The organism is Bradyrhizobium sp. Leo78 (genome assembly GCF_059512425.1).
Map to the genome: position 1 here is coordinate 103,281 of NZ_JCAMOT010000001.1, position 24,407 is coordinate 127,687.

General features: G+C 63.7%; 17 protein-coding genes. 10 read left to right on the forward strand and 7 right to left on the reverse strand.

What is annotated here, in order from left to right; genetic code table 11:
- The first annotated feature begins 231 nt into the window (after nucleotides 1–231).
- Genes AC5ZG1_RS00475 through AC5ZG1_RS00485 form a run of 3 tightly spaced genes read left to right on the forward strand, consistent with a single transcriptional unit; the run spans nucleotide 232 to nucleotide 4,862 of the window.
- Nucleotides 232–1,464, forward strand: coding sequence for an efflux RND transporter periplasmic adaptor subunit (locus AC5ZG1_RS00475; RefSeq protein WP_456641092.1), 1,233 nt, complete (start codon nucleotides 232–234; stop codon nucleotides 1,462–1,464).
- Nucleotides 1,461–4,610, forward strand: a complete 3,150-nt coding sequence (locus AC5ZG1_RS00480) for an efflux RND transporter permease subunit (RefSeq protein WP_463327320.1) — start codon at nucleotides 1,461–1,463, stop codon at nucleotides 4,608–4,610. The genes AC5ZG1_RS00475 and AC5ZG1_RS00480 overlap by 4 nt, the downstream gene beginning before the upstream one ends.
- 60 nt (nucleotides 4,611–4,670) lie before the next feature.
- Nucleotides 4,671–4,862, forward strand: a complete 192-nt coding sequence (locus AC5ZG1_RS00485) for a hypothetical protein (RefSeq protein ID WP_028162088.1) — start codon at nucleotides 4,671–4,673, stop codon at nucleotides 4,860–4,862.
- 64 nt (nucleotides 4,863–4,926) lie between these two features.
- On the opposite strand, the gene AC5ZG1_RS00490 is transcribed toward AC5ZG1_RS00485, so the two are convergent.
- The 5 genes from AC5ZG1_RS00490 to AC5ZG1_RS00510 form a co-directional block, all read right to left on the reverse strand.
- Nucleotides 4,927–5,769, reverse strand: a complete 843-nt coding sequence (locus AC5ZG1_RS00490) for a hypothetical protein (protein ID WP_456641090.1) — start codon at nucleotides 5,767–5,769, stop codon at nucleotides 4,927–4,929.
- Between the two features lie 1,195 nt (nucleotides 5,770–6,964).
- Nucleotides 6,965–7,396, reverse strand: a complete 432-nt coding sequence (locus AC5ZG1_RS00495; RefSeq protein WP_208819746.1) for a CBS domain-containing protein — start codon at nucleotides 7,394–7,396, stop codon at nucleotides 6,965–6,967.
- A gap of 256 nt (nucleotides 7,397–7,652) precedes the next feature.
- Complete coding sequence (locus AC5ZG1_RS00500) at nucleotides 7,653–8,090, reverse strand: VOC family protein (protein WP_456641088.1); 438 nt, start codon at nucleotides 8,088–8,090, stop codon at nucleotides 7,653–7,655.
- Between the two features lie 108 nt (nucleotides 8,091–8,198).
- Nucleotides 8,199–8,633 (reverse strand): glutamine amidotransferase-related protein, encoded by a 435-nt coding sequence (locus tag AC5ZG1_RS00505; RefSeq protein WP_130228861.1) that lies wholly within the window; start codon nucleotides 8,631–8,633, stop codon nucleotides 8,199–8,201.
- A gap of 18 nt (nucleotides 8,634–8,651) precedes the next feature.
- A complete protein-coding gene (locus AC5ZG1_RS00510; protein WP_496131692.1) occupies nucleotides 8,652–9,737 on the reverse strand; it encodes a substrate-binding domain-containing protein in 1,086 nt (361 codons plus the stop codon).
- 119 nt (nucleotides 9,738–9,856) lie between these two features.
- Here AC5ZG1_RS00510 and AC5ZG1_RS00515 point away from each other — a divergent pair, with 119 nt between their 5' ends.
- The 4 genes from AC5ZG1_RS00515 to AC5ZG1_RS00530 all read left to right on the forward strand — a co-directional run bounded on the left by AC5ZG1_RS00515 (nucleotide 9,857) and on the right by AC5ZG1_RS00530 (nucleotide 16,825).
- The gene (locus AC5ZG1_RS00515; RefSeq protein WP_496131693.1) at nucleotides 9,857–11,341 is read left to right on the forward strand and encodes an aldehyde dehydrogenase family protein; all 1,485 of its coding nucleotides are present in this window, start codon (nucleotides 9,857–9,859) and stop codon (nucleotides 11,339–11,341) included.
- Nucleotides 11,342–11,565: 224 nt separating this feature from the next.
- Nucleotides 11,566–12,405 (forward strand): aldo/keto reductase, encoded by an 840-nt coding sequence (locus AC5ZG1_RS00520; protein ID WP_496131694.1) that lies wholly within the window; start codon nucleotides 11,566–11,568, stop codon nucleotides 12,403–12,405.
- 212 nt (nucleotides 12,406–12,617) lie between these two features.
- On the forward strand, nucleotides 12,618–13,574 hold the full coding sequence (locus AC5ZG1_RS00525; protein ID WP_496131881.1) for a DMT family transporter: 957 nt from the start codon (nucleotides 12,618–12,620) through the stop codon (nucleotides 13,572–13,574).
- Between the two features lie 179 nt (nucleotides 13,575–13,753).
- Complete coding sequence (locus AC5ZG1_RS00530) at nucleotides 13,754–16,825, forward strand: autotransporter outer membrane beta-barrel domain-containing protein (RefSeq protein ID WP_496131695.1); 3,072 nt, start codon at nucleotides 13,754–13,756, stop codon at nucleotides 16,823–16,825.
- A 253-nt stretch (nucleotides 16,826–17,078) separates the two neighbouring features.
- On the opposite strand, the gene ppk2 is transcribed toward AC5ZG1_RS00530, so the two are convergent.
- A complete protein-coding gene (gene ppk2 / locus AC5ZG1_RS00535) occupies nucleotides 17,079–17,999 on the reverse strand; it encodes a polyphosphate kinase 2 (protein ID WP_130228856.1) in 921 nt (306 codons plus the stop codon).
- A 152-nt stretch (nucleotides 18,000–18,151) separates the two neighbouring features.
- Between ppk2 and AC5ZG1_RS00540 the strand changes: the two genes are divergently transcribed.
- Entirely contained in the window at nucleotides 18,152–19,321 is a 1,170-nt protein-coding gene (locus AC5ZG1_RS00540) for a fumarylacetoacetate hydrolase family protein (RefSeq protein ID WP_496131696.1), read from the forward strand.
- A gap of 460 nt (nucleotides 19,322–19,781) precedes the next feature.
- Here AC5ZG1_RS00540 and AC5ZG1_RS00545 read toward each other — a convergent pair whose 3' ends face one another.
- On the reverse strand, nucleotides 19,782–20,243 hold the full coding sequence (locus AC5ZG1_RS00545; protein ID WP_496131697.1) for an Lrp/AsnC family transcriptional regulator: 462 nt from the start codon (nucleotides 20,241–20,243) through the stop codon (nucleotides 19,782–19,784).
- A gap of 139 nt (nucleotides 20,244–20,382) precedes the next feature.
- On the opposite strand from AC5ZG1_RS00545, the gene AC5ZG1_RS00550 reads away from it, so the two are divergent.
- Together AC5ZG1_RS00550 and AC5ZG1_RS00555 are read left to right on the forward strand one after the other, a co-directional pair.
- Nucleotides 20,383–22,749 (forward strand): thiamine pyrophosphate-binding protein, encoded by a 2,367-nt coding sequence (locus AC5ZG1_RS00550; RefSeq protein WP_474418889.1) that lies wholly within the window; start codon nucleotides 20,383–20,385, stop codon nucleotides 22,747–22,749.
- 193 nt (nucleotides 22,750–22,942) lie between these two features.
- Nucleotides 22,943–24,373, forward strand: coding sequence for an aldehyde dehydrogenase family protein (locus AC5ZG1_RS00555; RefSeq protein WP_474418888.1), 1,431 nt, complete (start codon nucleotides 22,943–22,945; stop codon nucleotides 24,371–24,373).
- Nucleotides 24,374–24,407: the final 34 nt, after the last annotated feature.

Below are 24,407 nucleotides of genomic sequence, written 5' to 3' on the forward strand. Positions count from 1 at the left end.
AAAAAAGTTCGTTCCAGTAGCGGCGGGGCCACACAGCGCTACCAGCGGAGGCCTGCGGACCTGATCCCTTCCTCCGCCATCACATTTTGGTGCGACACGGCGATCTGGCCATCGAGAGAGCATCGATTGAGCGCTGCCATACGTTCATACCGTTGGCTTTCCCGATGCGGATGCTATTGATCCGGGTCAAACGGGACAAAGGCGCGAACAGTGAATCTTGCAGGGATAACAATGGCCCGGCTCGCCGGGGTCGTCGCGTTGGGCAGCGCCATGTTCGGCGCGCTGACCGCCGCCGAGGCCCAGCAGGCCGCGGGACCTCCCGCGGTCGGTATCATCGAGGCGGTCAAGCGGCCCGTGACGCAATCCAACGAGTTTCTGGGGCGGATCGAGGCCACCAATCGGGTCAACGTGGTCGCCCGCGTCACCGCCTTCCTGGAAAAGCGGAACTTCGTCGAAGGCGCCGAGGTCAAGACCGGGGATATGCTCTATGAACTCGAGCGCGGCCCGTTCGAGGCGGACCTTGAGTCCAAGAAGGCGCAGGTCGCGCAATTGCAGGCCACCCTCGTCAACGCCAAGCTGACGACCGGCCGCGCCAAGGCCCTGCTCGGCGGCCCGGCCGGCCAGCAGTCCACCTATGATGCTGCGCTCGCCAACGAGCAGAGCCTGGAAGCGCAGGTGCAGGCTGCCCAGGCACAAGTCGACCTCTCAAAGATCAATCTGGACTACACCCAGATCCGCTCGCCGATCGACGGCAAGATCGGCCGCACGGCCGTGACCGAGGGCAACGTCGTCAGCCCGAGTTCAGGCGTGCTCACGACCATCGTGAGCCAGGACCCGATGTATGTGACCTTCCCGGTGTCGGTGCGCGAAGGCCTCGTGCTGCGAGACCGTTACGCGACGCTGGGCGGGTTCAAGGCGGTGGTGATCAGGATCCGTCTGCCCGACGGCAAGCTCTATGACCAGGTCGGCGAGCTCAACTTCGTCAACAACACGATCGCGCAGAACACCGATACCATCACGCTGCGCGGCATTATCCCCAATCCCATACTGCCTCGTCTGTCGTCGGCGGACAACGTCACGGTGCGCCAGCTCACCGACAACGAGTTCGTCACCGTCCTGCTCGAGGGCGCGCAGCCGGTCGACGTGGTGGCGATCCCGCGCTCGGCCGTGCTGTCGGACCAGCAGGGCGACTATGTCTTCGTGCTCGGGGCCGACAACAAGGCGGAGCAGCGGCGGATCGTCCTTGGACAGTCGACCGCGACCATCGCTTCGGTGACCTCTGGGCTTTCGGTCGGAGAGAAGGTGATCGCTGAAGGGATGCAGCGGGTGCGGCCCGGCCAGCCCGTGGCGCCGGCACCGGCAAGCGCGCTGATCCAGTCGAGCCTGAAGGAAACGGCGGAAAACACCGGCTCGCCCCGGAGCAGCGGCGCGATCGGTCCGAAGCCTGCGGGCACCAGCCCATGATTTCCGCCATCTTCGTCGATCGTCCGCGGCTTGCCATCGTCATCGCGCTGGTCATCACCATCGCGGGCGCGCTGGCGCTGTTGCAAATTCCGGTGGCGCAGTTTCCGGACATCGTGCCGCCACAGGTCACCGTCACCGCCAATTTCCCCGGCGCCTCCGCCGAAGTGGTGGAATCGAGCGTTGCGCAGCCGCTCGAAGCCCAGGTCGTCGGCGTCGACAAGATGCTCTACATGAAGTCGACCAGCGGCAATGACGGCAGCTACACGCTGACCGTCTCGTTCGCGCTCGGCACCAATCCTGATATCAACACCGTCAACGTCAACAACCGCGTCCAGAGCGCGCTCGCGCAACTGCCGACCGAGGTGCAGGCGCAAGGCCTGGTCGTGCAGAAGAAATCCTCGGCCGTGCTGCAGTTCATCGTGCTGTACAGCAAGAGCGGCCAGCAGGATCCGCTGTTCATCACCAACTACGCGATCATCAACGTGCTCGATGCGATCTCGCGCACGCCGGGCGTCGGCCAGGCCTCGCTGTTCGCGAAGCTGAACTACTCGATGCGGATCTGGTTCGATACGCAGCGGCTCACCAGCCTCAATCTGGCGCCCTCGGATGTGATCGCGGCGATCCGGGCGCAGAGCGTGCAGGCGCCGGTCGGCCGCATCGGCGCCCGTCCGATCGCCGAGGACCAGCAGTTCCAGTTCAACGTGCAGACGCAAGGGCGGCTCACGACGGCGGCCCAGTTCGGCAATATCGTGCTGCGCGCCAATCCGGACGGCTCGGTGCTCCGGGTCAGCGACGTCGCCCGGGTCGAGATCGGCGCCCAGAACATGGACAGCGAGTCCCGGATCGACGGCCAGCCCGGCGTACCGATCGGCATCTATCTTGCGCCGGGCGCCAATGCGGTGACCACCGCCGCCGCGGTGCAGTCGACGCTCACCAGATTGTCGGAACGGTTTCCCCCGGGTCTGACCTATCTGGTGCAGTACGACTCCACGACCTTCGTCTCCGATACCATCAAGGAAGTGCTGAAGACGCTCGGCGAAGCCTTCGTGCTGGTCGTGATCGTCGTGTTCCTGTTCCTCGGCAATTTGCGCGCCACGGTGATCCCGGCGGTCGCAGTGCCGGTCAGCCTGATCGGCACCTTCGCGGTTCTCCTCATCCTCGGCTATTCCGCCAACACCGTGTCGCTGCTTGCGATGGTGCTTGCCATCGGCATCGTGGTCGACGACGCCATCGTCGTGGTCGAGAACGTCGAACGCGTGATGGAGAGCGAGCCCGAGCTGTCGCCGGCGGAGGCCACCAAAAAGGCGATGGCGCAGATCACCGCGCCGATCATCGCGATTTCGCTGGTGCTGTTGTCGGTGTTCGTGCCGATCGCGTTCATCCCCGGCATCTCCGGAACCCTGTTTCGCCAGTTCGCGGTGACGATCAGCGCGGCGATGGTGATTTCGGCGCTGAACGCGCTGACGCTGTCGCCGGCACTCTGCGCCGTGTTCCTGCGGCATACCGGGCCGCGCCGCGGCATCATGGGGCGCGTGCTCGGCGGCATCGATTGGGTGCGCGACCGTTATGCCGGCATGGTGCGCCGGCTGCTGCGGGTGGCGATATTGTCGCTGGTCGCGGTGCTGGTGTTTGCCGGCGGCGTTCTCGGCGTGTCGCGAATAACTCCGACGGGCTTCCTGCCCGAGGAGGATCAGGGCGCCTTCTTCATCTCGGTGCAATTGCCTGACGGTGCGTCGGTGTCGCGCACCAGCGAGGTGACCAAGCAGGTCGAGGCGCTCTTGAAGAACATGCCGCAGGTCGAGCACGTGCTCTCGATCATCGGCTTCTCGCTGCTCGACGGCGCGAGCGAGCCGAACTCGGCCTTCATGGTGGCGCGCATGAAACCGTTCGCCGATCGGCAGGCCGCGGCGGATTCGGTGCAGGCGACGATCCGGCGGATGTTTGGTGAGGGCGCGCAGATCCGGCAGGCCAATATCCTGCCGTTCAACCTGCCGCCGATCATCGGGCTTTCGACCTCCGGCGGCTTCGAATATCAGCTCGATGCGCTTGAGGGGCAGGATCCGGCCGCGCTCGGCAGCACGATGACCGGCCTGATCAATGCGGCCAACCGCGATCCGCGGCTGGCGCGCGTGTTCTCGACCTTCACCGCGACCAATCCGTCGATCTATCTCGACATCGACCGCGCCAAGGCGCAGGCGCTCGGGCTGAACATGGCCGACGTGTTCACCGCGCTCCAGGCGACGCTGGGCGGCATCTACGTCAACAATTTCAACCTGTTCGGCCGCACCTGGCAGGTCAATGTGGAGGGCGAGGCCGCCAATCGCGGTGACATCTCCGACATCTGGCAGATCTATGTCCGCAACAGCGGCGGCGAGATGGTGCCGATGCGCTCCATCGCGAGCGTGAGGATCGTCACCGGACCGCAGGTCATCACCCGCTACAACAACTACCGCTCGGTCACCATCAACGGCAGTCCGGCGCCGGGCGTCTCGTCAGGCACCGCGATCGCCGCGATGGAGGAGATTTCGCGGGCGACGCTGCCGGCCGGCTATTCCTACGAATGGACCGGCACCGCCTATCAGGAGCAAGCGGCCTCGGGGCAGACCGGCATCATCCTCGCGCTTGCGGTGCTGTTCGCCTATCTGTTCCTGGTTGCGCTCTACGAGAGCTGGACCATTCCGATCCCGGTCCTGCTGGCGGTCACGGTCGGTGTGCTCGGCTCGTACATCGCGATCAAGGTCGCAGGCCTGAACCTCGACCTCTACGGCCAGATCGGCCTCGTGGTGCTGATCGCGCTCGCCGCCAAGAACGGCATCCTGATCGTCGAGTTTGCCAAGGAGCAGCGCGAGGGCGGATTGCCGATCGCGCAGGCCGCCGAGCTCGGCGCCCAGATGCGGTTCCGCGCGGTCATGATGACCTCGATCGCCTTCATCCTCGGCCTGGTGCCGCTGGTGGTCGCGACCGGTGCCGCCGAGATCAGCCGCAGGGCGGTCGGCACGGCGGTGTTCGGCGGCATGCTCGCCGCAAGCTCGATCGGCATTTTCCTGGTGCCGATGCTCTACGTCACCTTCCAGCGCTGGCGCGAAGAGGCGAAACGCCGTTTCGGCAAACCGGCCGAAACACCGCATGCGCCGCCCGCGGAGTAGAGTGGTGGGTGAATTGGCCGAATCCCGATATCCCGCCGTGCAAGTTCCGGAGCACCTCTGATGATCAACGCCCGTCGTTCGCTCACCCAGATCTTTCTGTTGCCGGCGATCATCGCGGTGATCGTCGCTTTCGGCCTTGTGTCCGCCTTGCTCGGCGATGGCATCTGGGACACGACCTCATGGATCGCGCTCGCAATCCCGCTCGCCGTCACCGCGTTCTTCGCCTGCAAGAGACGCCCCGCGGATTTGTAGGGCGGCGCGAAGCTCTGCCGGTGAAGCAGGCTCCGCGCCGGTGCAGTCATTCCACTGAAGCGTGCTACGCCGTGACGCTTTCCTGCGCGGGCGTCTTTGCGGGCTTGACGATCGTCGTCGGGGTTCTGAGCCATGCCTCTTCGGTAACGGCGATCATGGAAGGCTGATCGATGATACCGATCGAGTCCCATGTGAACATCGCATAGCCGAGCTTTGTACCGTCGACACCGGCCGGCACGGTGACCTGAAGCTGCTGTGCGAGCCAGTTGAGCGAGCCGTATCCGCAAAGGCTGACGCAATGGTCCTCGTTGGTGTCCTTGTTGAATCCAAGGGCAAACCATCCGGTCTTGCCGTTCGTTGAGTTCCATGCGGTCTGGATTTGGGTTGCGGCAACGCCAATCTTGACCGGACCTGTCGCAATTGCGCTGTTTAACGTGGAGGGATTCGTCCAGTCGACCGAATAGATCTGGCCGTCATCATAGATGTGCCGGTTCTGATGGAAGCCGTTTTCCTGCATCCAAAGCATCACCTGATGCAGATAGGCCCCCTCCAGCACCCCATGTTTCGTCGCCCATCGTATCACTTCGTTGTCCGAAATGAAGATTTCCGGATTGTGACACGCCTTCGCGAACGCTTCTTCGGCAGTGACGCAATCGCCGTGATCGAAATTGCCCCAAGAGGACAGCCTATGAGGGATCGTGATGAAATGGGGAGGTGCCGCTGCAAGGCCAACGACACTATGTGGAGTGGCGGCTGCCAAAACGCTCCTCGGCGTGGGAGTCGCTCCGCGTTTGGGATATCTACCTTGTCCGCTTCCTCCAAGCTGAATTGCCATGGTAGTCTCCGTTTGCTGAAATGAACTTCGATTATTTCCGCTTAGGCTCCATTGCTTCGTTCTTCGGTCCACGCTGAGCATCCTCGTGCCGCTGCTGGTCCGGCGAAGAGTCTGTCTCCTTGCCTTCCTGATCGTCGGCTGTGTCGGATGCGTCAGGGTTGTACTTTGGTGCTTTGTCGCGCACCTCTTTCGGCGTAGGGAAAGCACCCCGCTTCGGAGTGGGAGGTTTGCTGTTCATGTCTTACCCCTTTCCTGGGGAAGCCCTCCGGCGACCGTCGCATCCCATTCTATCAATGGTTGATGCGCTTAGATCAAAACATGATCGCGCTGGTTGCATTGTGAGCCCGTTCACAGCCACAACGTTTTTATTGGATGCGATGCTTTCCGCAGCTTTGTCGACGCGGGGGAATATCACCTAGGCAAGCTTTAGGCTCTCGGCGTCTGCTTGAAATCGCTGTTCCTGTGCTGTCAGCTGCGTCCGGCCATCGGCCTCGTCGAGCTTTGAGCTTTTCCGCTTCGGGGCGAATAGCGGTTGTCATCCACGTAGGAGTTCGAGAGCCTCTTCCACGCACATCTCCAAATTGCGATGTGCTGTGTCGATAACAAGACGATCCCGATTCCACTTGTCGTAGGAGCGGATGGTGACCGCATCCCAGTCGGGCAACGCCAGTCCCACAATGTCGCTTGATCTTGTTTCAATTCTCCGACGGTGCTCGAAGGAATCGCTACACACGACTTCGAGCCATTTAACTTCGGCTCCGGTACGTTGCGCTGCCGTCTCCCAACCGTCCCGTGCCTCCTGACAATCGTTTACACAGTCCGCGATTACGTCCAAGCCGAGAGCTAAATTGTCGGCGGCGATTGCTTGGGCTGCTCGGTAGCTTCAGTCAAAGAGATCGCTCGGCGCTGTACCCGATGCCCAGATCGCCTGATCCATTGAATCGATTCGTAGCCAAATGGCTCCGCAGCGCCGCGCCAGATACTGCGCAATGCTTGACTTGCCGACCCCGGGCAAGCCAGCCAGCGCGATAAGCCTCGCCATTGCACCCTCGACTTTTACCAATCAGTACACGCGGTCCCAAGATCGCTCAACTTCGACCCTTTCCATGTGGACCGCGAACGTGTCCAATGAGTCACGGGCGGAAGCGAGCCTTCGTTCCGAACTGTGCCAGGTGCCGGCTCCATTGGCCTGGCGCGAGCCCGGCGATGCCCATATGAAAGCGCGCCGGACGATTGACAGCGCACCTATGAGCCGCCGCCCGGGCCGTCAGCGCGCTGCGTGGTAGACGTCACGCAGAATTTTCGTCTCAAGCTCCAGATCCTCGAGTCGATCTTTGACGACATCGCCGATGCTGATGATGCCGGCCAGCTTGCCAGCGCGCAGTACCGGCATGTGGCGCACGCGATGGTGCGTCATCAGTTTCATCACGCGATTGACACTCTCGTCTGGAGACACGGTGGTCACACCGCATTGCATGATTTCTTTGACCAGCATCGACCCGGCTGTCTGGCCATAGCGAGAAAATGCATGAACGATTTCACGTTCGGAAATCAGGCCGAGAACAGAGTCCTCACTTGTCACCACGAGAGCGCCAATATTCTTTGCGCGGAGCCAGTCTGCCGCCCTCTTGATGCTGGCGTCCGGAGCTATTGTCGTAACCTCGGTGCCCTTCCGCCTCAGAATGCTTTCGATGGTCATAGTTTCCTCCCATCGTGCGGCCTAGCCGCCTATTTCATCCCGCCCCCGCAACAGGGGCCACGTACCATGGCATCCATTCTCCTCGATTAGGGGCATCAGCCTATCATATTGGCAGCAAGCAGTCAGCGAGTATCGGGGCCGCGGTGTAACGACGGCAGAGGCCGTCGGTTGGAGGGATTGATCTCGAACAGGCGGGGCGGCCTCGGGCGCGCTCGCCGAAATTGGTCACTCTTCGCCGTTTGTCTTCGTATTGCGCTCAGCCGAGTTCTTGGGCGAGTCCGATCAGAAGCCCTTCAGGCCCACGGATGTAGCAGAGCCGATACGCGTCTTTATACTGGACTACGTCGCCTACGAGCTGCGCGCCGCGCGTGCGGAGCCTTTCAAGCGTCTCGTCGATGTCGTCCACGGCGAACATGACGCGGAGGTAGCCTAGGGCATTGACCGGGGCGTTCCGGTGATCTGCGACGACAGGCGGCGTGAGGAAGCGGGAGAGCTCGAGCCGGCTGTGGCCGTCCGGTGTGCGCATCATGGCAATCTCGACACGCTGATCGCCCAATCCGGTGACACGTCCGGCCCATTCTCCTTCGATCGTGGCACGCCCTTCGAGCTCGAGGCCGAGTTCGCGAAAGAAATCAATCGTCCCTCCGAGGTCTTCGACGACGATTCCTACGTTGTCCATCCGCTTGAGCGCCATGTGTCCAATCTCCAAGGTGTCGTTCCAAGGTGTCGCCGAGTCCAACAACGGACGCTTGAGGTGCCCCCAACACCGGCGGCCGTCTGGGTCCGATTCATGCTGTCCACATCAGAAGCTTGAATCATGGACCGCCTCAAACCGCCACCCCGTTTTTAACGCCGACAATTCGGCCGCGTGGCCGACATACCACTCTTCCAGCTGACGCCGGTCGGCCTCGAGATGGAGCTGGAGCGCAAGCGCGTTCTGCCGATAGGCGGAGGCCTGGTTCTCGTAATTGGCGTTTGAAGCGAGCCTCACAGCTTGCTGCGGAAGATCGAAAGTGTCGCCGTGCCAGTGCAGCACGGTCGGCCCTTTCCCGAGGCGGCGCAGGCAGGACGAGGCGCCTTCGCCCGTGAGGTCGATGGTTCCCCAGCCGATCTCCTTGGCATGGCCGGCGAATACGCGGCTGCCGAGCGCGCGTGCCATGAGCTGGGCACCGAGGTAGATCCCGAGCGTCGGCAGGTCCTGCTGCAGCCGGTGCTCGAGCAGTGCAATTTCGGCCAGCGAACGGCCGGCGCGGCCTCAGCGATCAGAGTGCATGCGTTCCAGGAAATCCTTCACGCCACTGACCTTGCCGGTTTCGGAGGCAACGTAGCCGGGAAGGGCGTCGATGGCCTTGTGGAAAGCGCCGCTCTTCATGATCTCGAGCAGGCGCCGCATCGGCTCTGACTCGAGGAACGCCTTCTTGCAGACGAAGAAATAATCTTCCGTCAGTAGCCGGATGAAATCGAGCCCGAATTGGCGGGCGGCCGCTTCGACGCCGAAGCTCGCATCCGCCATGCCGCTGGCGACATAGGCGGCAACGGCGGCATGGGTGAATTCCATCTGCTGTGCGCCATTGATCCTGCTCTCGGCAATCCGGTGCAGTGCCAGCAGCTGGTCGAAAAGCTGCCTTGTGCCCGAATCGTGATCGCGGTTGACGAAGCGCGCCTTGCGATCGACCAGATCCTTCAGTGAGCTGATCTTGAGCGGATTGCCGCGCTTGACCATCAGGCCCATTTCGCGCGTGACGAAACTGATCACGCGGTCCTCGCGCGGATCGAGCCAGTCGCGGCACGCCTTGATGCCCTGCGCGCGCAATTCGCTGCGTGGCAGGTGCACGCCGGAAAGGTCGCAGGCGCCCTGCGCCAGCGACACCAGCGAGTTCTGGTTGCTGACATAGCGGAGGTCGACGCCCATGCCGGGCTCGCGGTCGAGGAATTCACGCAGCTTTGACACCGCAAAACCGTGGCTCGCATGAACGCGGATCACCGAGGGACGCTGGTGCAGGAACGGCTTGATCTCCGTGACCAGCTCCTGCGCGAGGTTTTCGAGTTGCGGGCCAAGGCGAGCCTGCATGCGCTCGCCGGCCCAGACCAGTTTCTCGCCGAACGACGTCAGCTTCGAGCCCTTACCGCGCTGGGTCTCCACCAGCGGCACGCCGAAGAACTCCGACCATTGGTCGATCAGGTTCCAGACGTGGCGATAGGACAGGTGCGCGTCAGTGGCCGCGCTGGAGATTTTCCCGGTTTTGCGGATCTCGTTGAGGATGCCGAGGATCACCACAGCCGTCTGCGGGCTGCCTTCGCGGTGAAATCGCCAGATGGTTTCAATCTCGATGTGCAGCATCGTCGTAGCTTCTCATTATGAAACAAACTTCATATTTTCGCGAGCCATAGGCAGAACATATCATATTTACTGCAGGGCATATGCTCCTAGGTTTGGTATACCAACCAAGAGGAAATATGATGTCAATTGCATATGACTATGCGCGGGAGGCCCTCGGCCGTTCCGCCGCCCCGGAAGAGTTGCTGCTGATCGATGGCGCCCGCGTCCCGGCCATCTCCGGACGCACATTCAAGTCCCTCAGCCCCGCGACCGAGGAAGTGATCGCGACGATTGCGGAAGGCGGAGCGGCGGACGTCGATCGCGCTGTCGCTGCCGCGCGCCGCGCTTTTGAGGGACCATGGCGCACCATGCGCGCCGCCGAACGTGGGCACATCCTTCTGAAATGGGCAGAGCTCTTGAAGCAGCATGCCGACGAGATCGTCGAGCTCGAAAGCCTCGATGCCGGCAAGCCGATCGCGGCGGTGCTGCGGCAGGACTTTCCGGCGGCAATCGACACGCTGACGTATTACGCCGGCTGGGCCGACAAGATCGGCGGCGATGTGGTGAGCACCCGCGACGATGCGCTCACCTACACGGTCCGCGAGCCGGTCGGCGTGGTCGCCGCGATCGTGCCCTGGAATTTTCCGCTGATGATCGGCATGTGGAAGCTCGCGCCGGCACTGGCTTGCGGCTGCACCATCGTCATGAAGCCGGCCGAGCTGACCTCGCTGTCAGCGCTCCGGATCGGCGAGCTCGCACTTGAAGCCGGCCTGCCGCGCGGCGTGCTCAATATCGTCACCGGCCCCGGCCGCATTGCCGGCGAGGCGCTGGTCAATCACCCTGACGTCGACAAGGTCACGTTCACCGGCTCGCCCGGTGTGGGTCGCGGTATCATGCGCGGCGCAGCCGGCAATTTCAAACGCGTGTCGCTGGAGCTCGGTGGCAAGTCGGCCAACGTCATCTTCGAGGACGCGAACCTCGATGCCGCGGCGAAGGCTGCGGCCGCCGGCATCTTCTTCAACGCCGGGCAGGTCTGCTCGGCCGGCTCGCGTGTGCTGGTGCAGGAGAGCGTCTATGACGAGGTGGTCGAACGCTTGGCCGCACGCGCAAGCGCGCTCCGCATCGGCGATCCCCAGGACCGCGCCACGGCGCTCGGACCGGTGATTTCGGACAAGCAGATGAAGACCATTCTCGATTACGTCGACATCGGCAAGCAGGAAGGCGCGTTGCTTGTGACCGGTGGCGACCGCGTCGGCGATCGCGGCTATTTCATCAGCCCGGCTGTGTTCGCCAATGTGAAGCACGAGATGCGGATCTCGCAGGAGGAGATCTTTGGGCCCGTCGTCAGCGTGATCAAGTTCAAGGACGAGGCCGATGCGCTTCGGATCGCCAACGGCACCGCCTACAGCCTCGCCGCCGGTGTCTGGAGCAGCGACATCGGCCGCGTGCAGCGCTTTGCCAAGCGCGCGCGGGCCGGCACGGTGTGGATCAACACCTATGGCTACACCGATGTGCGGTTGCCCTGGGGCGGCGAGCGCGATTCAGGCCTCGGCCGCGAGCACGGCACGGCCGCGATCGACAATTTCACCGAGCCAAAGGCGGTCTGGATGAACCTCAACGTCTGACGGCGACATGCATGCGCGCGCCACAAACTCCGCTGTGGTCCCGGGCTTGACCCGGGACCCATGACCACAGGACTTGATGAGATGCGTGGCTGTAGCTGCTTACTCGCGCCACAACATCTTCCTGTGGTTATGGGTCCCGCTTTCGCAGGAACGACAGGGCGTATTGCCGCGACATCGCCTCACCAATCGTCTAGGGTTGGTCGTCCCCGATGAGCGAGGCGATCATGCGCACCAAAAAATTCGGCCACCATGGCCCCAATGTCTCCGTGATCGGGCAGGGCACCTGGTATCTCGACCGCGGCGACCGCAAGGCGGCGGTGGCGGCGCTGCGCCGTGGCATCGAGCTCGGCATGACCCATATCGACACTGCGGAGATGTACGGCGATGCCGAGCTCGTGATCGCGGATGCGATTCAAGGCCGGCGCGACGAATTGTTCCTGGTCTCGAAAGTCCTGCCCAGCAACGCCTCGCGCCGCGGCACCATCACTGCCTGCGAGCGCTCGCTGAAGCGGCTGAAGACCGACCACCTCGACTGCTATCTGTTGCACTGGCGCGGATCCTATCCGCTGGAGGACACCGTCGCGGCGTTCGAGGAACTGGTCGCCTCCGGGAAAATACGGTCCTGGGGCGTCAGCAATTTCGACGCCGATGATCTCGGCGAGATGCTGGAAGTTTCGGGTAAGGGCAGGATCGCCTGCAACCAGGTGCTCTATCATTTGCAGGAGCGCGCGATCGAGCATGCTGTGATCCCGTGGTGCGAGAAGCATGGCGTCGCCGTGGTCGCCTACTCGCCGTTCGGCCACAATGATTTTCCTTCGCCACGGAGCAAGGGCGGGGAGGTGCTGCAGGAGGTCGCGAAGGCGCGCAACGCCACGCCACGCCAGGTCGCGCTGGCTTTTCTCACCCGCGCGGCTTCCGTGTTCTCAATCCCGAAAACGTCGAGCGCGGAGCACGCCGCTGAGAATGCGGCGGCCGGCGATCTCGTGCTCAGCGCCAGCGAGATCGAAGCTTTGAACAAGGCTTTTCCGCGCGGTCCCAAGCCGCGAAGTTTGCCGATGCTCTAGCGATAGCGAACACGATTCTTAACAAAGAATTGCAACCTTCGTGGCGTGCGGCCGCGCACATTCGCGCATATCGGAGTCCTGTTTTCAGACCTTGTCGCGCGCCGCCATTTGGCGTTTTTTAGAGGCTCGCAGATTCGCTTATTTGTGCCTCCGAGATTGCCGTGACACCGCCCCCCGCCGCAGCCGCCAGGCTGGACAGCGCACCTTTGCCATTGCCTGCAAAGAAATGTTCGCCTGCGAAGAAATCCGTCTCCCGCAAAGCCCCCGCGCGCGCCGATCGGCCGTTCAAGGGCATCGCGCTGATTCTGCTGTCGACGATTTTTCTCGGCACGTCCGACGTCACCTCGAAATATCTGTCGGCGACGCTGCCATCGATCGAGATCACCTGGATGCGCTTCTTGGTGTTCGCGCTGATCATGTCGCCTGCGATGCTGCCGGGCTCGCCGCTCTTTGCGCTGCGAACCGGCCGGGTCGGCTTGCAGTTCCTCCGCGGCGCGACGCTGCTCGGCTCGTCGCTGTTCTTCATCTCCGGCTTGGCCTTCCTCCCGATCGCGGAAGCCTCCGCCACCGGCTTCGTGGCGCCACTGTACGTCACGGCGCTGTCTATCGTTTTCCTGGGCGAGAAGGTCGGCCTGCGGCGCTGGATCGCGACCGCGCTCGGCCTCATCGGCGTCCTCATCATCCTGCGGCCCGGCACCAGCGCGTTCCACGTCGCCGCCTTCTTCCCGCTGCTGTCGGCTTTCTGCTGGGCTTCGACCTTGATCATGACGCGCATGATCAGCGGCCGCGATGCCGCCATCACCACCATGACCTATTCCGCCATCGTGGGCTTCGCGATCATGAGCGTCATGGTGCCGTTCGCCTGGGTGACGCCGAGCTGGCACGACATTCTTCTCGGCATCCTGGTCGGCGTGGCCTCGACCGCGGGCCAGTGGATCGTGGTGCTGGCTTTCCGCTATGCCGATGCCTCGGTGCTGGCGCCGTTCTCCTACACGCAATTGCTGTGGGTCAGCCTGCTCGGCTTCTTCATCTTCGGCGAGGTGCCGAGCATCTGGACCGTGATCGGCGCCGCCTTCATCGTCGCGTCCGGCCTCTACACCGCCCACCGCGAGCGAATCCGTCGCTCGCAGCTCCTGACCGTGCCCGGCGAGCCTTCGCCGAACGCCTGACTGCGTGCGCGGAGTGAGACGTATCGCCGCGCAATCGTTGCGACCGCGCCACAGTGGCGCCGCGAAAACTGAGCGATCAGCGGCATTCGGCCGGATTCTTGCCACCGGTCGGCAAACCGCATGCTACCTGAGTTCCAGGGAAGCGCCGTGAGGCGCGGGGGAATGAGGGGGCTTTTGGCGTGTGGTATCGGTTGCCGGCTGGCCTCGGCGCGCGCGTCGTCGCTGTGGCAGCTATCCTTGCGGGCCTCGGTTTTCCTACCGTGGCCGCGAATGCACAATGCGTGCCCGATCCGGCGACCAGCGGCCAGACCGTCACCTGCAGCGGGTTTGTCCCGGATGGGTTCAAGGCCGGCGCCGGCGTCAACAATCTCACCGTCTCCGTGCAGTCGGGGGCAATCCTCAACGACAACGGCACGACGGCGATCAGTCTCAACGATTTCAACACCGTCATCAATAACGGCACGCTGAATCGGGATCCCTTGCGGAATGGCCTGAGCGCCGGCAACTCGAACACGGTCACCAACAACGGGATCATTTCCGCTGCTTCGAACGGAATCGCGATCTCGGTCGGCGACGGCAACGTCGTCACCAACAGCGGTGCGCTCTCTGCGGGAACATGGGGCACCGGCATCTTCGCGGGCCAGAACAACACGATCATAAACGCCGCGACAGGCTCCATCACGATCGGTGACGAGGGCGCCGCCATCTTCGTCGCGGGCAACAGCACGGTAACGAATGCCGGCGCCATCACAATGGGTGTTTCGCTCTCGCCCTTCGGAGCCATTAGCGCGATAAACGACAACAACACGCTCATCAACGCCACAGGCGCGAGCATTGCAGTCGGCGACGGTGCTGCCGGCATGTCCGTGCAGGGCAACAATGCCGTGATCAGCAACGCCGGCTCCATCACGCTGCGCCAAGCAGGCATCGGCCTTGCCGTGCAAGGCGATGACGCGAGGGTCACGAACAGCGGATCGATCACCGGCGCGGACGGCGCCGCCGGCATCTACGGTGTGGGAGATCGCGCACTGGTCACCAACAGCGGCACCGTGAGCGTGACCAGGGGAGGTGCCGGCATCGCGTTGCTCGGTTCGTCGAACAGGATCATCAACGAAGGCCAGATCATCGCTGGCGACTTTGCCGAAGGCATCACCGCATTCGGCGATTCGTTGATCCTCACGAACGCAGGCATGATCACTGTCGGTAACAGCTCCAGGGGTATCGATGTCTCGGGCTCCGCCAGTCACGTCATTAATACCGGCACCATCAATGTCGGCAACGGTGGCACCGGCATCCTGGCCGACGGCAGCGTCTTCAATTCGGGAACCATCAACGCGGCAAGCGGGAGCGCCGCGATCGAATTCTGCGGCTGCGGATCCAATGTGCTGACGCTCGGCCCGGGCAGCGTTATCCACGGCTTGGTGCTTGGCACCGGCGCGGATACTTTCCAGCTCGGCGGCGCCGGCGCGGGCACCTTCGACCTTAGCCTGATCGGTGCGGGCAATCAGTACGATGGCTTCTCGACCTTCAACAAGGTCGACAGCTCGAAATGGACCGTGACTGGCACCGGTGCCCAGGACTGGAACGTGCTGGGCGGCACGCTCGCGGTCGACGGCGTCATCAGCGGCAGCGTGGCGGTCAGCGCCGGCGGCGTGCTCTTGGGCATCGGCACGGTCGGCAACACCACGATCGCAAGCGGCGGCGCATTCATGCCGGGCAATGCGGTGCCGGGCGCTTCCACCACGGTCGCCGGCAATCTCGTGCTGCAGTCCGGCGCGCTCTATCTGGTGCAGCTCAGCTCCACCACGTCCTCCTTCACCCACGTGACCGGCACGGCAACGCTCGCCGGCGCCGTCGGCGCCAGCCTTTCGCCCGGCAGCTCGATCTCGAAGCGGCCGTATACGATCCTGACCGCGGATGGCGGCCTTGGCGGGACGACATTCAGTGGCCTCAGCGTGTCCGGTCTGCCCGGCGCACTCACGGCCGCGCTAAGCTATGACGCGACCAATGCCTACCTGACGTTCGGCCTCGACTTCGGCGCCAAATCCAATCTCAACATCAATCAGCACAACGTCGCTGGCGCGCTGACCAACTTCTTCAATGCCAATGGCAGCATTCCCTTGCCGTTCGCGTCGCTGACGCCGGCCGGCTTGACGCAAGCCTCCGGCGAGGTGGCGACGGGATCGCAGCAGGCGACCTTCAACGCGATGAACCTGTTCCTGGGATTGCTGACCGATCCGTTCATCGCCGGCCGCGACGGCGGCTCCGGTGACGGCGCGGGCGCAACGCCCTTTGCCGATGTGGACGGCGCCAACGCCTACGCCTCGACCCGCACGGCGCGCAGCAAGCGCGAACGCGATGCCTATGCTGCCGTCTATCGCAAAGCGCCTGCCGCGCCGCCGGGCTTCGATCCGCGCTGGCGCGTGTGGGCCGCAGGCTTTGGCGGTTCGCAGACCACGGACGGCAACGCCGTGCTCGGCTCGAACAACGCCAGCAGCAGCGTCTATGGCACTGCCGTCGGTTTCGACTATCGCGTCTCGCCGTCGCTGCTCGCAGGTTTTGCGCTTGCCGGTGGCGGCACCAATTTCAGCGTCAACGGCCTCGGCTGGGGCCGCTCCGACCTGTTCCAGGCCGGCGCATTCGCGCGCACTACCACAGGCCCGGCCTATCTCTCCGCCGCATTCGCCTATGGCTGGCAGGATGTCACCACGGACCGCTTCGTCACCGTCGCAGGTGTCGACCATCTCCGCGCGGAGTTCAACGCCAACACCTATTCCGGCCGGCTCGAGGGCGGCTATCGCTACGCCACGCCGTGGCTGGGCCTCACGCCCTACGCCGCGGCGCAGGTGACGACCTTCGAGCTGCCGAACTACGCCGAGGCCGTGGTCTCCGGCGCCAACGCCTTTGCACTGAACTACAGCGCCAAGAGCGTCACCGACACGCGTACCGAGCTCGGCCTGCGCGCGGACAAGTCGTTCGCCGTCGAGGACGGAATAGTGACGCTGCGCGGCCGCGCCGCGTGGGCGCATGACTTCAATCCGGACCGCGCCGCGAGCGCCGTGTTCCAAACGCTGCCGGGCGCAGCCTTCGTCGTCAACGGCGCGGCGCAGGCGCCCGATTCCGCGCTCACCACGGCGTCGCTGGAGATGAAGTGGCTGAACGGCTGGTCCGCGGCCGGCACCTTCGAAGGCGAATTCTCCGGCATCAGCCAATCCTATGCCGGCAAGGGCGTCGTGCGCTTTTCCTGGTAGCCGTCTACTTGCCTCGCCCCGCTTGCGGGGAGAGGCCGGATCGCATCGACAGATGCGGTCCGGGTGAGGGGCTGTCTCCGCGGATTGGTCTCTTACCGTCTGCGCGGAGGCACCCTCACCCCAACCCTCTCCCCGTAAGAACGGGGAGAGGGAGAAGAGTCGTAGGGTGGGCAAAGCGCAGCGTGCCCACCATCCACGATCGGTGCAAGAAAGGTGGGCACGCTGCGCTTTGCCCACCCTACGACGCCTTCCGTCAGAACGCCGCCGGGACGTACATCTCCGGCGGGACCGGACCGCGATGATAGTCAGGATTGCGGACGCGTGGCGGCAGCACGACCGGGATGTGCTGCACCGATTGATACGGAATCTGGCTGAGCAGATGCGAGATGCAGTTCAGCCGGGCGCGCTTCTTGTCGACGGCATCGACGATCCACCAGGGCGAGTCGGGCAGGTGGGTGTGCTCCAGCATCGTCTCCTTGGCCTTGGTGTACTGCTCCCACCGCGACCGTGCCTCGACGTCCATCGGGCTCAGCTTCCACTGCTTTAGCGGATCCTGGATCCGCATCGTGAAGCGGAATTGCTGCTCGTCATCGGTGATCGAGAACCAGTATTTGATCAGGATGGTGCCGGAGCGGATCAGCATGCGCTCGAACTCCGGCACCGACTTGAAGAATTCCTGGTATTGCTCGTCGGTGCAGAAGCCCATCACGCGCTCCACGCCGGCGCGGTTGTACCAGCTCCGGTCGAACAGCACGATCTCGCCGCCGGCCGGAAGATGCGCGACATAGCGCTGGAAGTACCATTGGGTCCGCTCCCGCTCGCTCGGCGCCGGCAGCGCCGCGACGCGGCAGATGCGCGGGTTGAGGCGCTGGGTGATGCGCTTGATCACGCCGCCCTTGCCGGCGGAGTCACGTCCTTCGAATAGGATCACGACCTTCTTCTTCTCGTGCTGCACCCAGTCCTGCAGCTTCACGAGCTCGCCCTGCAGCCGTAGCAATTCCCGGAAATAGAGCTTGCGATCGAGCACAGGCAGGCCGGCCCGCGCGACGTCGTCGAGATCGTCCAGCCGCGTATCGTCGAGTTCGAGCTCGAGTTCCTCGTCAAGATTGTCGGCGATTTCCTGGTTGATGCGCTCGCGCAGGGCGGCTTCGTCGATCGGAGTGGATGTGGTCATGGAGTGCTATCTCTCGGCTGCTCACAGTCGGGATGTGGAGTGCCGGAATTGACGCTGCTTCTGTGACATCGGGATGACGAGCATCTCTACACTGGCGTCGCAGGCGTGCTAAGAAGCGCCGCTAACAACGAAAAGGGATGGGAGATAGCCCGATGATCACGCTGACTGCCAAAGACATCCTGCCGGAGGACGGCACCAACGGCACGCTGGTCGGGCGCGTCTGGTTGCCGCGGCGCGACGGACCGGCCGTGGTCGCCGTGCGCAGCGACGGTGTGTTCGATGTGACCGCGCGCTTTCCGACTGTCAGCGCATTGTGCGAGGAGAGCGATCCGGCCGCTGCGCTGCGCGCCGTCAAGGGCGAGCCTGTCGGCGACCTCGACAGCATCGTGGCCAACACGCCGCCGGACCGCCGCGATCGGCAAAAGCCGTGGCTGCTCGCGCCGCTCGATCTGCAAGTGTTGAAGGCCGCGGGCGTCACCTTCGCCATTTCGATGCTGGAGCGCGTGATCGAGGAGCGGGCGCGCGGCAATCCCGCTTCCGCCGAGGCCATCCGCAAGGAGGTGGTGCGGCTGGTCGGCGACGATCTCTCCAAGCTCAAGCCCGGATCGGAGGAGGCGATGCGGCTGAAGCAGGTGCTGATCGAGCAGCAGGCCTGGAGCCAGTATCTGGAAGTCGGCATCGGCCCCGATGCGGAGGTGTTCACCAAGGCGCCGGTGTTGTCCTCGGTCGGCACCGGCATGGATGCCGGCCTGCATCCGAAATCGACCTGGAACAATCCGGAGCCGGAGGTTGTGCTTATCGTCTCGAGCCGCGGCAACATCGTCGGCGCCACGCTCGGCAACGACGTCAACCTGCGCGACTTTGAGGGCCGCTCGGCGCTGCTATTGTCCAAGGCCAAGGACAACAATGCCTCCTGCGCGGTCGGCCCGCTGCTCCGCCTGTTCGATGCCAGCTTTTCGCTCGGCCATGTCCGCAACATGGATGTCGGCCTGACCGTGAACGGAGCGGATGGTTTCGTCCTCGATGGCCACTCGTCGATCAGCAAGATCAGCCGCGATCCGACCGACCTCGTGGCGCAGACCATCGGACCGGTCCATCAATATCCCGACGGCTTTGCGCTGTTCCTCGGCACCATGTTCGCGCCCGTAAAGGACCGCGATACGCCGGGCCAGGGCTTTACCCACAAGCGCGACGACATCGTCACGATCGCGGCCCCCGAGCTCGGCAAGCTCGTCAACCGCATGCGCTCAAGCGACGAATGCGAACCCTGGACGTTTGGGATATCGGCCCTGATGAAGAGCCTCGCAGTCCGTGGTTCGTAGGGTGGGTTAGCGAAGCGTAACCCCACCGCTTCTCGAGCCTCAAATTCCGCCGTCATTCCGGGGCGTGCGAAGCACGAACCCGGAATCCATCGCGCAACAGACGCAAGCGGAGAAATGGATTCCGGGCTCATCGCTTCGCAATGCCCCGGAATGACGAAAGGCGCGACACTACCTCCTCACCGTCATGGCCGGGCTTGACCCGGCCATCCACGTTTCTCTTGGGCGTGTGGAAGAACGTGGATGCCCGGGACAAGCCCGGCCATGACGGCGTCATATCCTTCGCGCGATTTTCCCATCCTTCGAGACGCGGTCAAACGGCCGCTCCTCAGAATGAGGGTCTGACGGCGCACGCTGGACTCGTGGGATGGGAGAGCGAAGCGAAACCCATCGCGATGGAGCGCGCCGCGTGAATGATGGGTTTCGCTGCGCTCCACCCATCCTACGGGATCGTAGCACCGCCTCACACCGGCAGCGCGATCGAATACTTCACCTGGCTCAATGCAAAGCTCGACTCGATCGAGGCGATACCGTCGAGCCGCGTCAGCTTGTTCTTCAGGAACGCTTCATAGGAGGAGAGGTCGGCGGCGACGACGCGCAGGAGATAGTCACGGTTGCCCGTCATCAGATAGCATTCCAGAACCTCGTCCCATTTCGAGATCGCGCGCGCGAAGCGGTTGAGGTCTTCCTCCTTCTGCCGCGCCAGCTTGATCGAGATGAAGACGCTGACATGCAGCCCGAGCGCCTTCTGGTCGACGGTGGCGATATAGCGCGTGATCACGCCGCGCTCCTTCAGGAGCTTCACGCGGCGGTGACACGGCGAGACCGACAGCCCGACCTTGTCGGCGAGCTCTTGCATGGTCATGCGGCTGTCGGTCTGCAGCAGGCTGAGGATCTTGCGGTCGATGGCGTCTAGCGCTGGCATTGGAATGGACTCGCAGTTTGGAACCAGGACGTGGGAATTTATCCCAATCACGGACGGTTTGTCGCAAGGATTTGAGATTTTTGCCGATGGCTCCCCCGCTAAAATCGGCGCATATTTGAATCACGCCCGGAGCACGATCATGGGAATTGCGCCCGCTCGCCTGGAACTGTTGTCCGCGCTGGCGCGGAAGGTGCTCTGGCTGTCGTCATGGACGATCCATCACGCCAACCACATCCGCGCCAATGCGGATGGGCTGAAGGTCGGCGGCCACCAGGCATCATCAGCCTCGCTCGCCAACATCATGTCGGCGCTCTATTTCTCGGTGCTGCGCCCACAGGACCGCGTCGCGGTGAAGCCGCATGCGAGCCCTGTGTTCCATGCGATCCAGTATCTGTTCGGGCATCAGACCCGCGAGAAGCTGGAGAATTTTCGCGGCTACAAGGGCGCGCAGTCCTATCCATCGCGCACCAAGGACGTCGACGACGTCGATTTCTCCACCGGCTCGGTCGGGCTCGGCGTGGCGCAGACGCTGTTCGCCTCGCTGGTGCAGGACTACGTCAAATCGCACGGCTGGATGCAGGACCGTCCTGAAGGCCGCATGATCGCGCTGGTCGGCGACGCCGAGATGGACGAGGGCAACATCTTCGAGGCGCTGCTCGAAGGGTGGAAGCACGGGTTGCGCAACACCTGGTGGGTGGTCGACTATAACAGGCAGTCGCTCGATGCCGTCGTGCGCGAAGGATTGTGGGCCAAGTTCGAAACCATGTTCCGCAATTTCGGCTGGGACGTGGTCATCGTCAAATACGGCAAGCTGATGCTTGAGGCTTTCGCCGAGCCGGGCGGGGAGGCGTTGAAGCGCTGGATCGACAATTGCCCGAACCAGATGTATGCCGCGCTCTGCTTCCAGGGCGGCGCTGCCTTCCGCAAGCATCTGCAGGACGACATCGGCGACCAGGGACCGGTCTCGGCCCTGATCGACCGCCGCAGCGACGAGGAGCTGCTGGCGCTGATGTCCAATCTCGGCGGCCATGACATGGCGAGCATGATCGAGGCGTTCGAGGCGATCGATCACGATCGTCCGGTCTGCTTCATCGCCTACACCATCAAGGGCGTCGGCCTGCCGTTCCAGGGCCACAAGGACAACCATGCCGGCTTGATGACGGTCGCGCAGATGGAGAAATGGCGCGCGAGCCAGAACATCCGGCCGGGCCATGAGTGGGAGAAGTTCGAAGGCCTGTCGCAGGATCCGGCCGCGCTCGAAGCGTTCCTGGGCGAGGCGCCATTCAACCGCGAGGGACGGCGCCGGCTGGAGGCGCCTCAGATTGAGGTGCCGCCGCAGCTTGCCTACAAGCCGTCGGCGCAGATGTCGACGCAGCAGGGCTTTGGCCTGGTGCTGAACGAGATCGCCCGTGGCGATAGTGCGCTCGCCTCGCGCATCGTCACGGTGTCGCCCGATGTCACGGTGTCGACCAATCTCGGCGCCTGGGTCAACCGCCGCGGCCTGTTCGCAAAGGCGGAGAACCACGATCTGTTCCGGCAGGAGAAGATTCCCTCCGCCTACACCTGGGAATATTCGCCGAAGGGACAGCATTTCGAGCTCGGGATCGCCGAGATGAACCTGTTCATCCTGCTCTCGGCGCTCGGGTTGTCACACCAGATTAACGGCGAGCGGCTGCTGCCGGTCGGCACGCTCTACGATCCCTTCATCGAGCGCGGCCTCGATGCGCTGAACTATGCCTGCTACCAGGATGCGCGCTTCATGGTGGCGGCCACGCCATCGGGCGTGACGCTGGCGCCCGAAGGCGGCGCGCATCAGTCGATCAAGACGCCGCTGATCGGCATCGGCCAGGATGGGCTCACCGCGTTCGAGCCTGCGTTCGTCGACGAACTCGCGGTGATGATGGGATGGGGCTTCCAGCACATGCAGCGTGAGGGCGCCGAGGGCGGCTCGGTTTACTTGCGGCTGTCGACCCGCACCATCGAGCAGCCGCAGCGGATCATGACGGGCGAACTGCAGCGCGACATCACCGACGGCGCCTATTGGCTGCGGCGGCCGGGGCCGAACTGTGATATCGTGGTTGCCTATACCGGCACGGTTGCGCCGGAGGCGATCGAGGCGGTTGGTTTCATCGGCGAGAGCCATCGCGATGTCGGCCTGCTCGCCATCACCTCCGCCGACCGGCTTCATGCCGGATGGACCGCGGCACGGAATTTGCGCCGTGACCGGCGCGGCGTGCAGCATCTCAGCCATGTCGAAAAGCTGCTCTCGGTCCTGCACCGCGACTGCGGTCTCGTCACCGTGCTCGATGGCCATCCTGCTTCGCTCGGCTGGCTAGGCAGCGTGCGCGGCCATCGCGTCGAGGCATTGGGGGTGGAGCATTTCGGCCAAACCGGCACGATCGGCGACCTCTATCGCCACCACGGCATCGACGCCAACGCCATCATCGACGCCGCCGAAGCGGTAACCATCGGGGCCCCGGTGCGGCACCGCAAAATGGCGGTGTAAGGCAGGAGGACGGAGAGGGGAAGGAGCGACAGCGAGCCGTCTTGCCACCATCGCAAGGCTGATCTTATATCCGGTGTCCGCCGCATCGCGGCGCCACCGCATATGGCGGGTTCAACTGATCAAGCTTTCGTGCAAGGATGCCTGCCGAACGCTTCCGTTCTGTTCTCCATACGCCCCGCACAAGAGGTTTCCGATGGTCAACCGCCTGCAATTCTATATCGATGGCGCCTGGGTCGATCCCGTCGTCAAGAAGTCCACCCCCGTCATCAATCCGGCGACCGAAGAGGCGATGTATGAAGTGGCGCTCGGCTCCAAGGCCGACGTCGACAAGGCTGTGGCTGCCGCCAAGCGTGCCTTCGAGACCTATTCGCAGACCAGCCGCGAGGAGCGCGTCGCGCTTTTGACCAAGATCGTCGAGATCTACAAGCGCCGCATGAAGGAGATCGGCGCCGCCGTCTCCGACGAGATGGGCGCCCCGCTGCCGATGGCGGAGAAGCTGCAGGCCGGCGCTGGCCTCGGCCATCTCATGAACACTTTAGAAGTCCTCAAGAAGTACGAGTTCGAGGAGACCATGGGCACCGCCGTGATCGTGCGCGAGCCGGTTGGCGTCATCGGCATGATCACGCCCTGGAACTGGCCCTTGAACCAGATCGCCTGCAAGGTCGCGCCGGCGCTTGCGGCCGGTTGCACCATGATCCTGAAGCCGTCCGAGTTCACGCCGACCTCGGCGCTGATCTTCGCCGAGATCCTCGATGAAGCCGGCGTGCCGAAGGGCGTGTTCAACCTGCTCAACGGCCTCGGCCCCGAAGTCGGCGCCGCCATGAGCGAGCACCCGGATATCGACATGATCTCGTTCACCGGCTCGACCCGGGCCGGCGTCGATGTCGCCAAGCGCGCCGCGCCGACCGTCAAGCGCGTCAGCCAGGAACTCGGCGGCAAGTCGCCGAACGTCATCCTCGACGACGCCGACCTCGCCAAGGCGGTGACGGGCGGTGTGATGCACATGTTCAACAATTCCGGCCAGTCCTGCAACGCGCCGTCGCGGATGATCGTGCCGCTGTCGAAGATGAAGGAAGTGGCCGCGATCGCCAAGGGCGTCGCCGACAAGACCAAGGCCGGCGATCCCCGCGCCGATGGCACCACCATCGGCCCGGTCGTCAACCGCGGCCAGTGGGACAAGATCCAGGCGCTGATCAAGAAGGGCATCGACGAAGGCGCAACGCTCGTCGCCGGTGGTCCGGGCTTGCCGGAAGGCGTCAACAAGGGCTTCTACGTCCGCCCGACCATCTTCGCCGACGTCACCAACGAGATGACGATCGCCCGCGAGGAAATCTTCGGGCCGGTGCTGACCATCATCGGCGCCAAGGACGAGGAAGATGCCGTGCGCATCGCCAATGACACGCCCTATGGTCTCGCGGGCTACGTCTCCGCCGGCACGGTTGAGCGCGCGCGCAAGGTCGGTCGCCAGATCCGCGCCGGCAACGTCAACCTGCAGGGCGTGCCGAACGAGCGCACCGCGCCGTTCGGCGGCTACAAGCAGTCCGGCAACGGCCGCGAATGGGGCAGGTTCGGCCTGGAAGAATATCTCGAGGTGAAGGCCGTCGCCGGCTTCAACGCGGCGTAAACCCTTTCACGACACCATTGGGGCGCCGGGGCCT

Excerpts from the sequence above, each read along its gene's own strand:
- AC5ZG1_RS00555 (WP_474418888.1), top strand. The coding sequence starts at position 22,943 with ATGGTCAACCGCCTGCAATTCTATATCGATGGCGCCTGGGTCGATCCC.
- AC5ZG1_RS00520 (WP_496131694.1), top strand. The coding sequence starts at position 11,566 with ATGCGCACCAAAAAATTCGGCCACCATGGCCCCAATGTCTCCGTGATC.
- AC5ZG1_RS00475 (WP_456641092.1), top strand. The coding sequence starts at position 232 with ATGGCCCGGCTCGCCGGGGTCGTCGCGTTGGGCAGCGCCATGTTCGGC.
- AC5ZG1_RS00515 (WP_496131693.1), top strand. The coding sequence starts at position 9,857 with ATGTCAATTGCATATGACTATGCGCGGGAGGCCCTCGGCCGTTCCGCC.
- AC5ZG1_RS00545 (WP_496131697.1), bottom strand. The coding sequence starts at position 20,243 with ATGCCAGCGCTAGACGCCATCGACCGCAAGATCCTCAGCCTGCTGCAG.
- AC5ZG1_RS00540 (WP_496131696.1), top strand. The coding sequence starts at position 18,152 with ATGATCACGCTGACTGCCAAAGACATCCTGCCGGAGGACGGCACCAAC.
- AC5ZG1_RS00550 (WP_474418889.1), top strand. The coding sequence starts at position 20,383 with ATGGGAATTGCGCCCGCTCGCCTGGAACTGTTGTCCGCGCTGGCGCGG.
- AC5ZG1_RS00500 (WP_456641088.1), bottom strand. The coding sequence starts at position 8,090 with ATGGCGCTCAAGCGGATGGACAACGTAGGAATCGTCGTCGAAGACCTC.
- AC5ZG1_RS00485 (WP_028162088.1), top strand. The coding sequence starts at position 4,671 with ATGATCAACGCCCGTCGTTCGCTCACCCAGATCTTTCTGTTGCCGGCG.
- AC5ZG1_RS00480 (WP_463327320.1), top strand. The coding sequence starts at position 1,461 with ATGATTTCCGCCATCTTCGTCGATCGTCCGCGGCTTGCCATCGTCATC.
- AC5ZG1_RS00510 (WP_496131692.1), bottom strand. The coding sequence starts at position 9,737 with ATGCTGCACATCGAGATTGAAACCATCTGGCGATTTCACCGCGAAGGC.
- ppk2 (WP_130228856.1), bottom strand. The coding sequence starts at position 17,999 with ATGACCACATCCACTCCGATCGACGAAGCCGCCCTGCGCGAGCGCATC.
- AC5ZG1_RS00495 (WP_208819746.1), bottom strand. The coding sequence starts at position 7,396 with ATGACCATCGAAAGCATTCTGAGGCGGAAGGGCACCGAGGTTACGACA.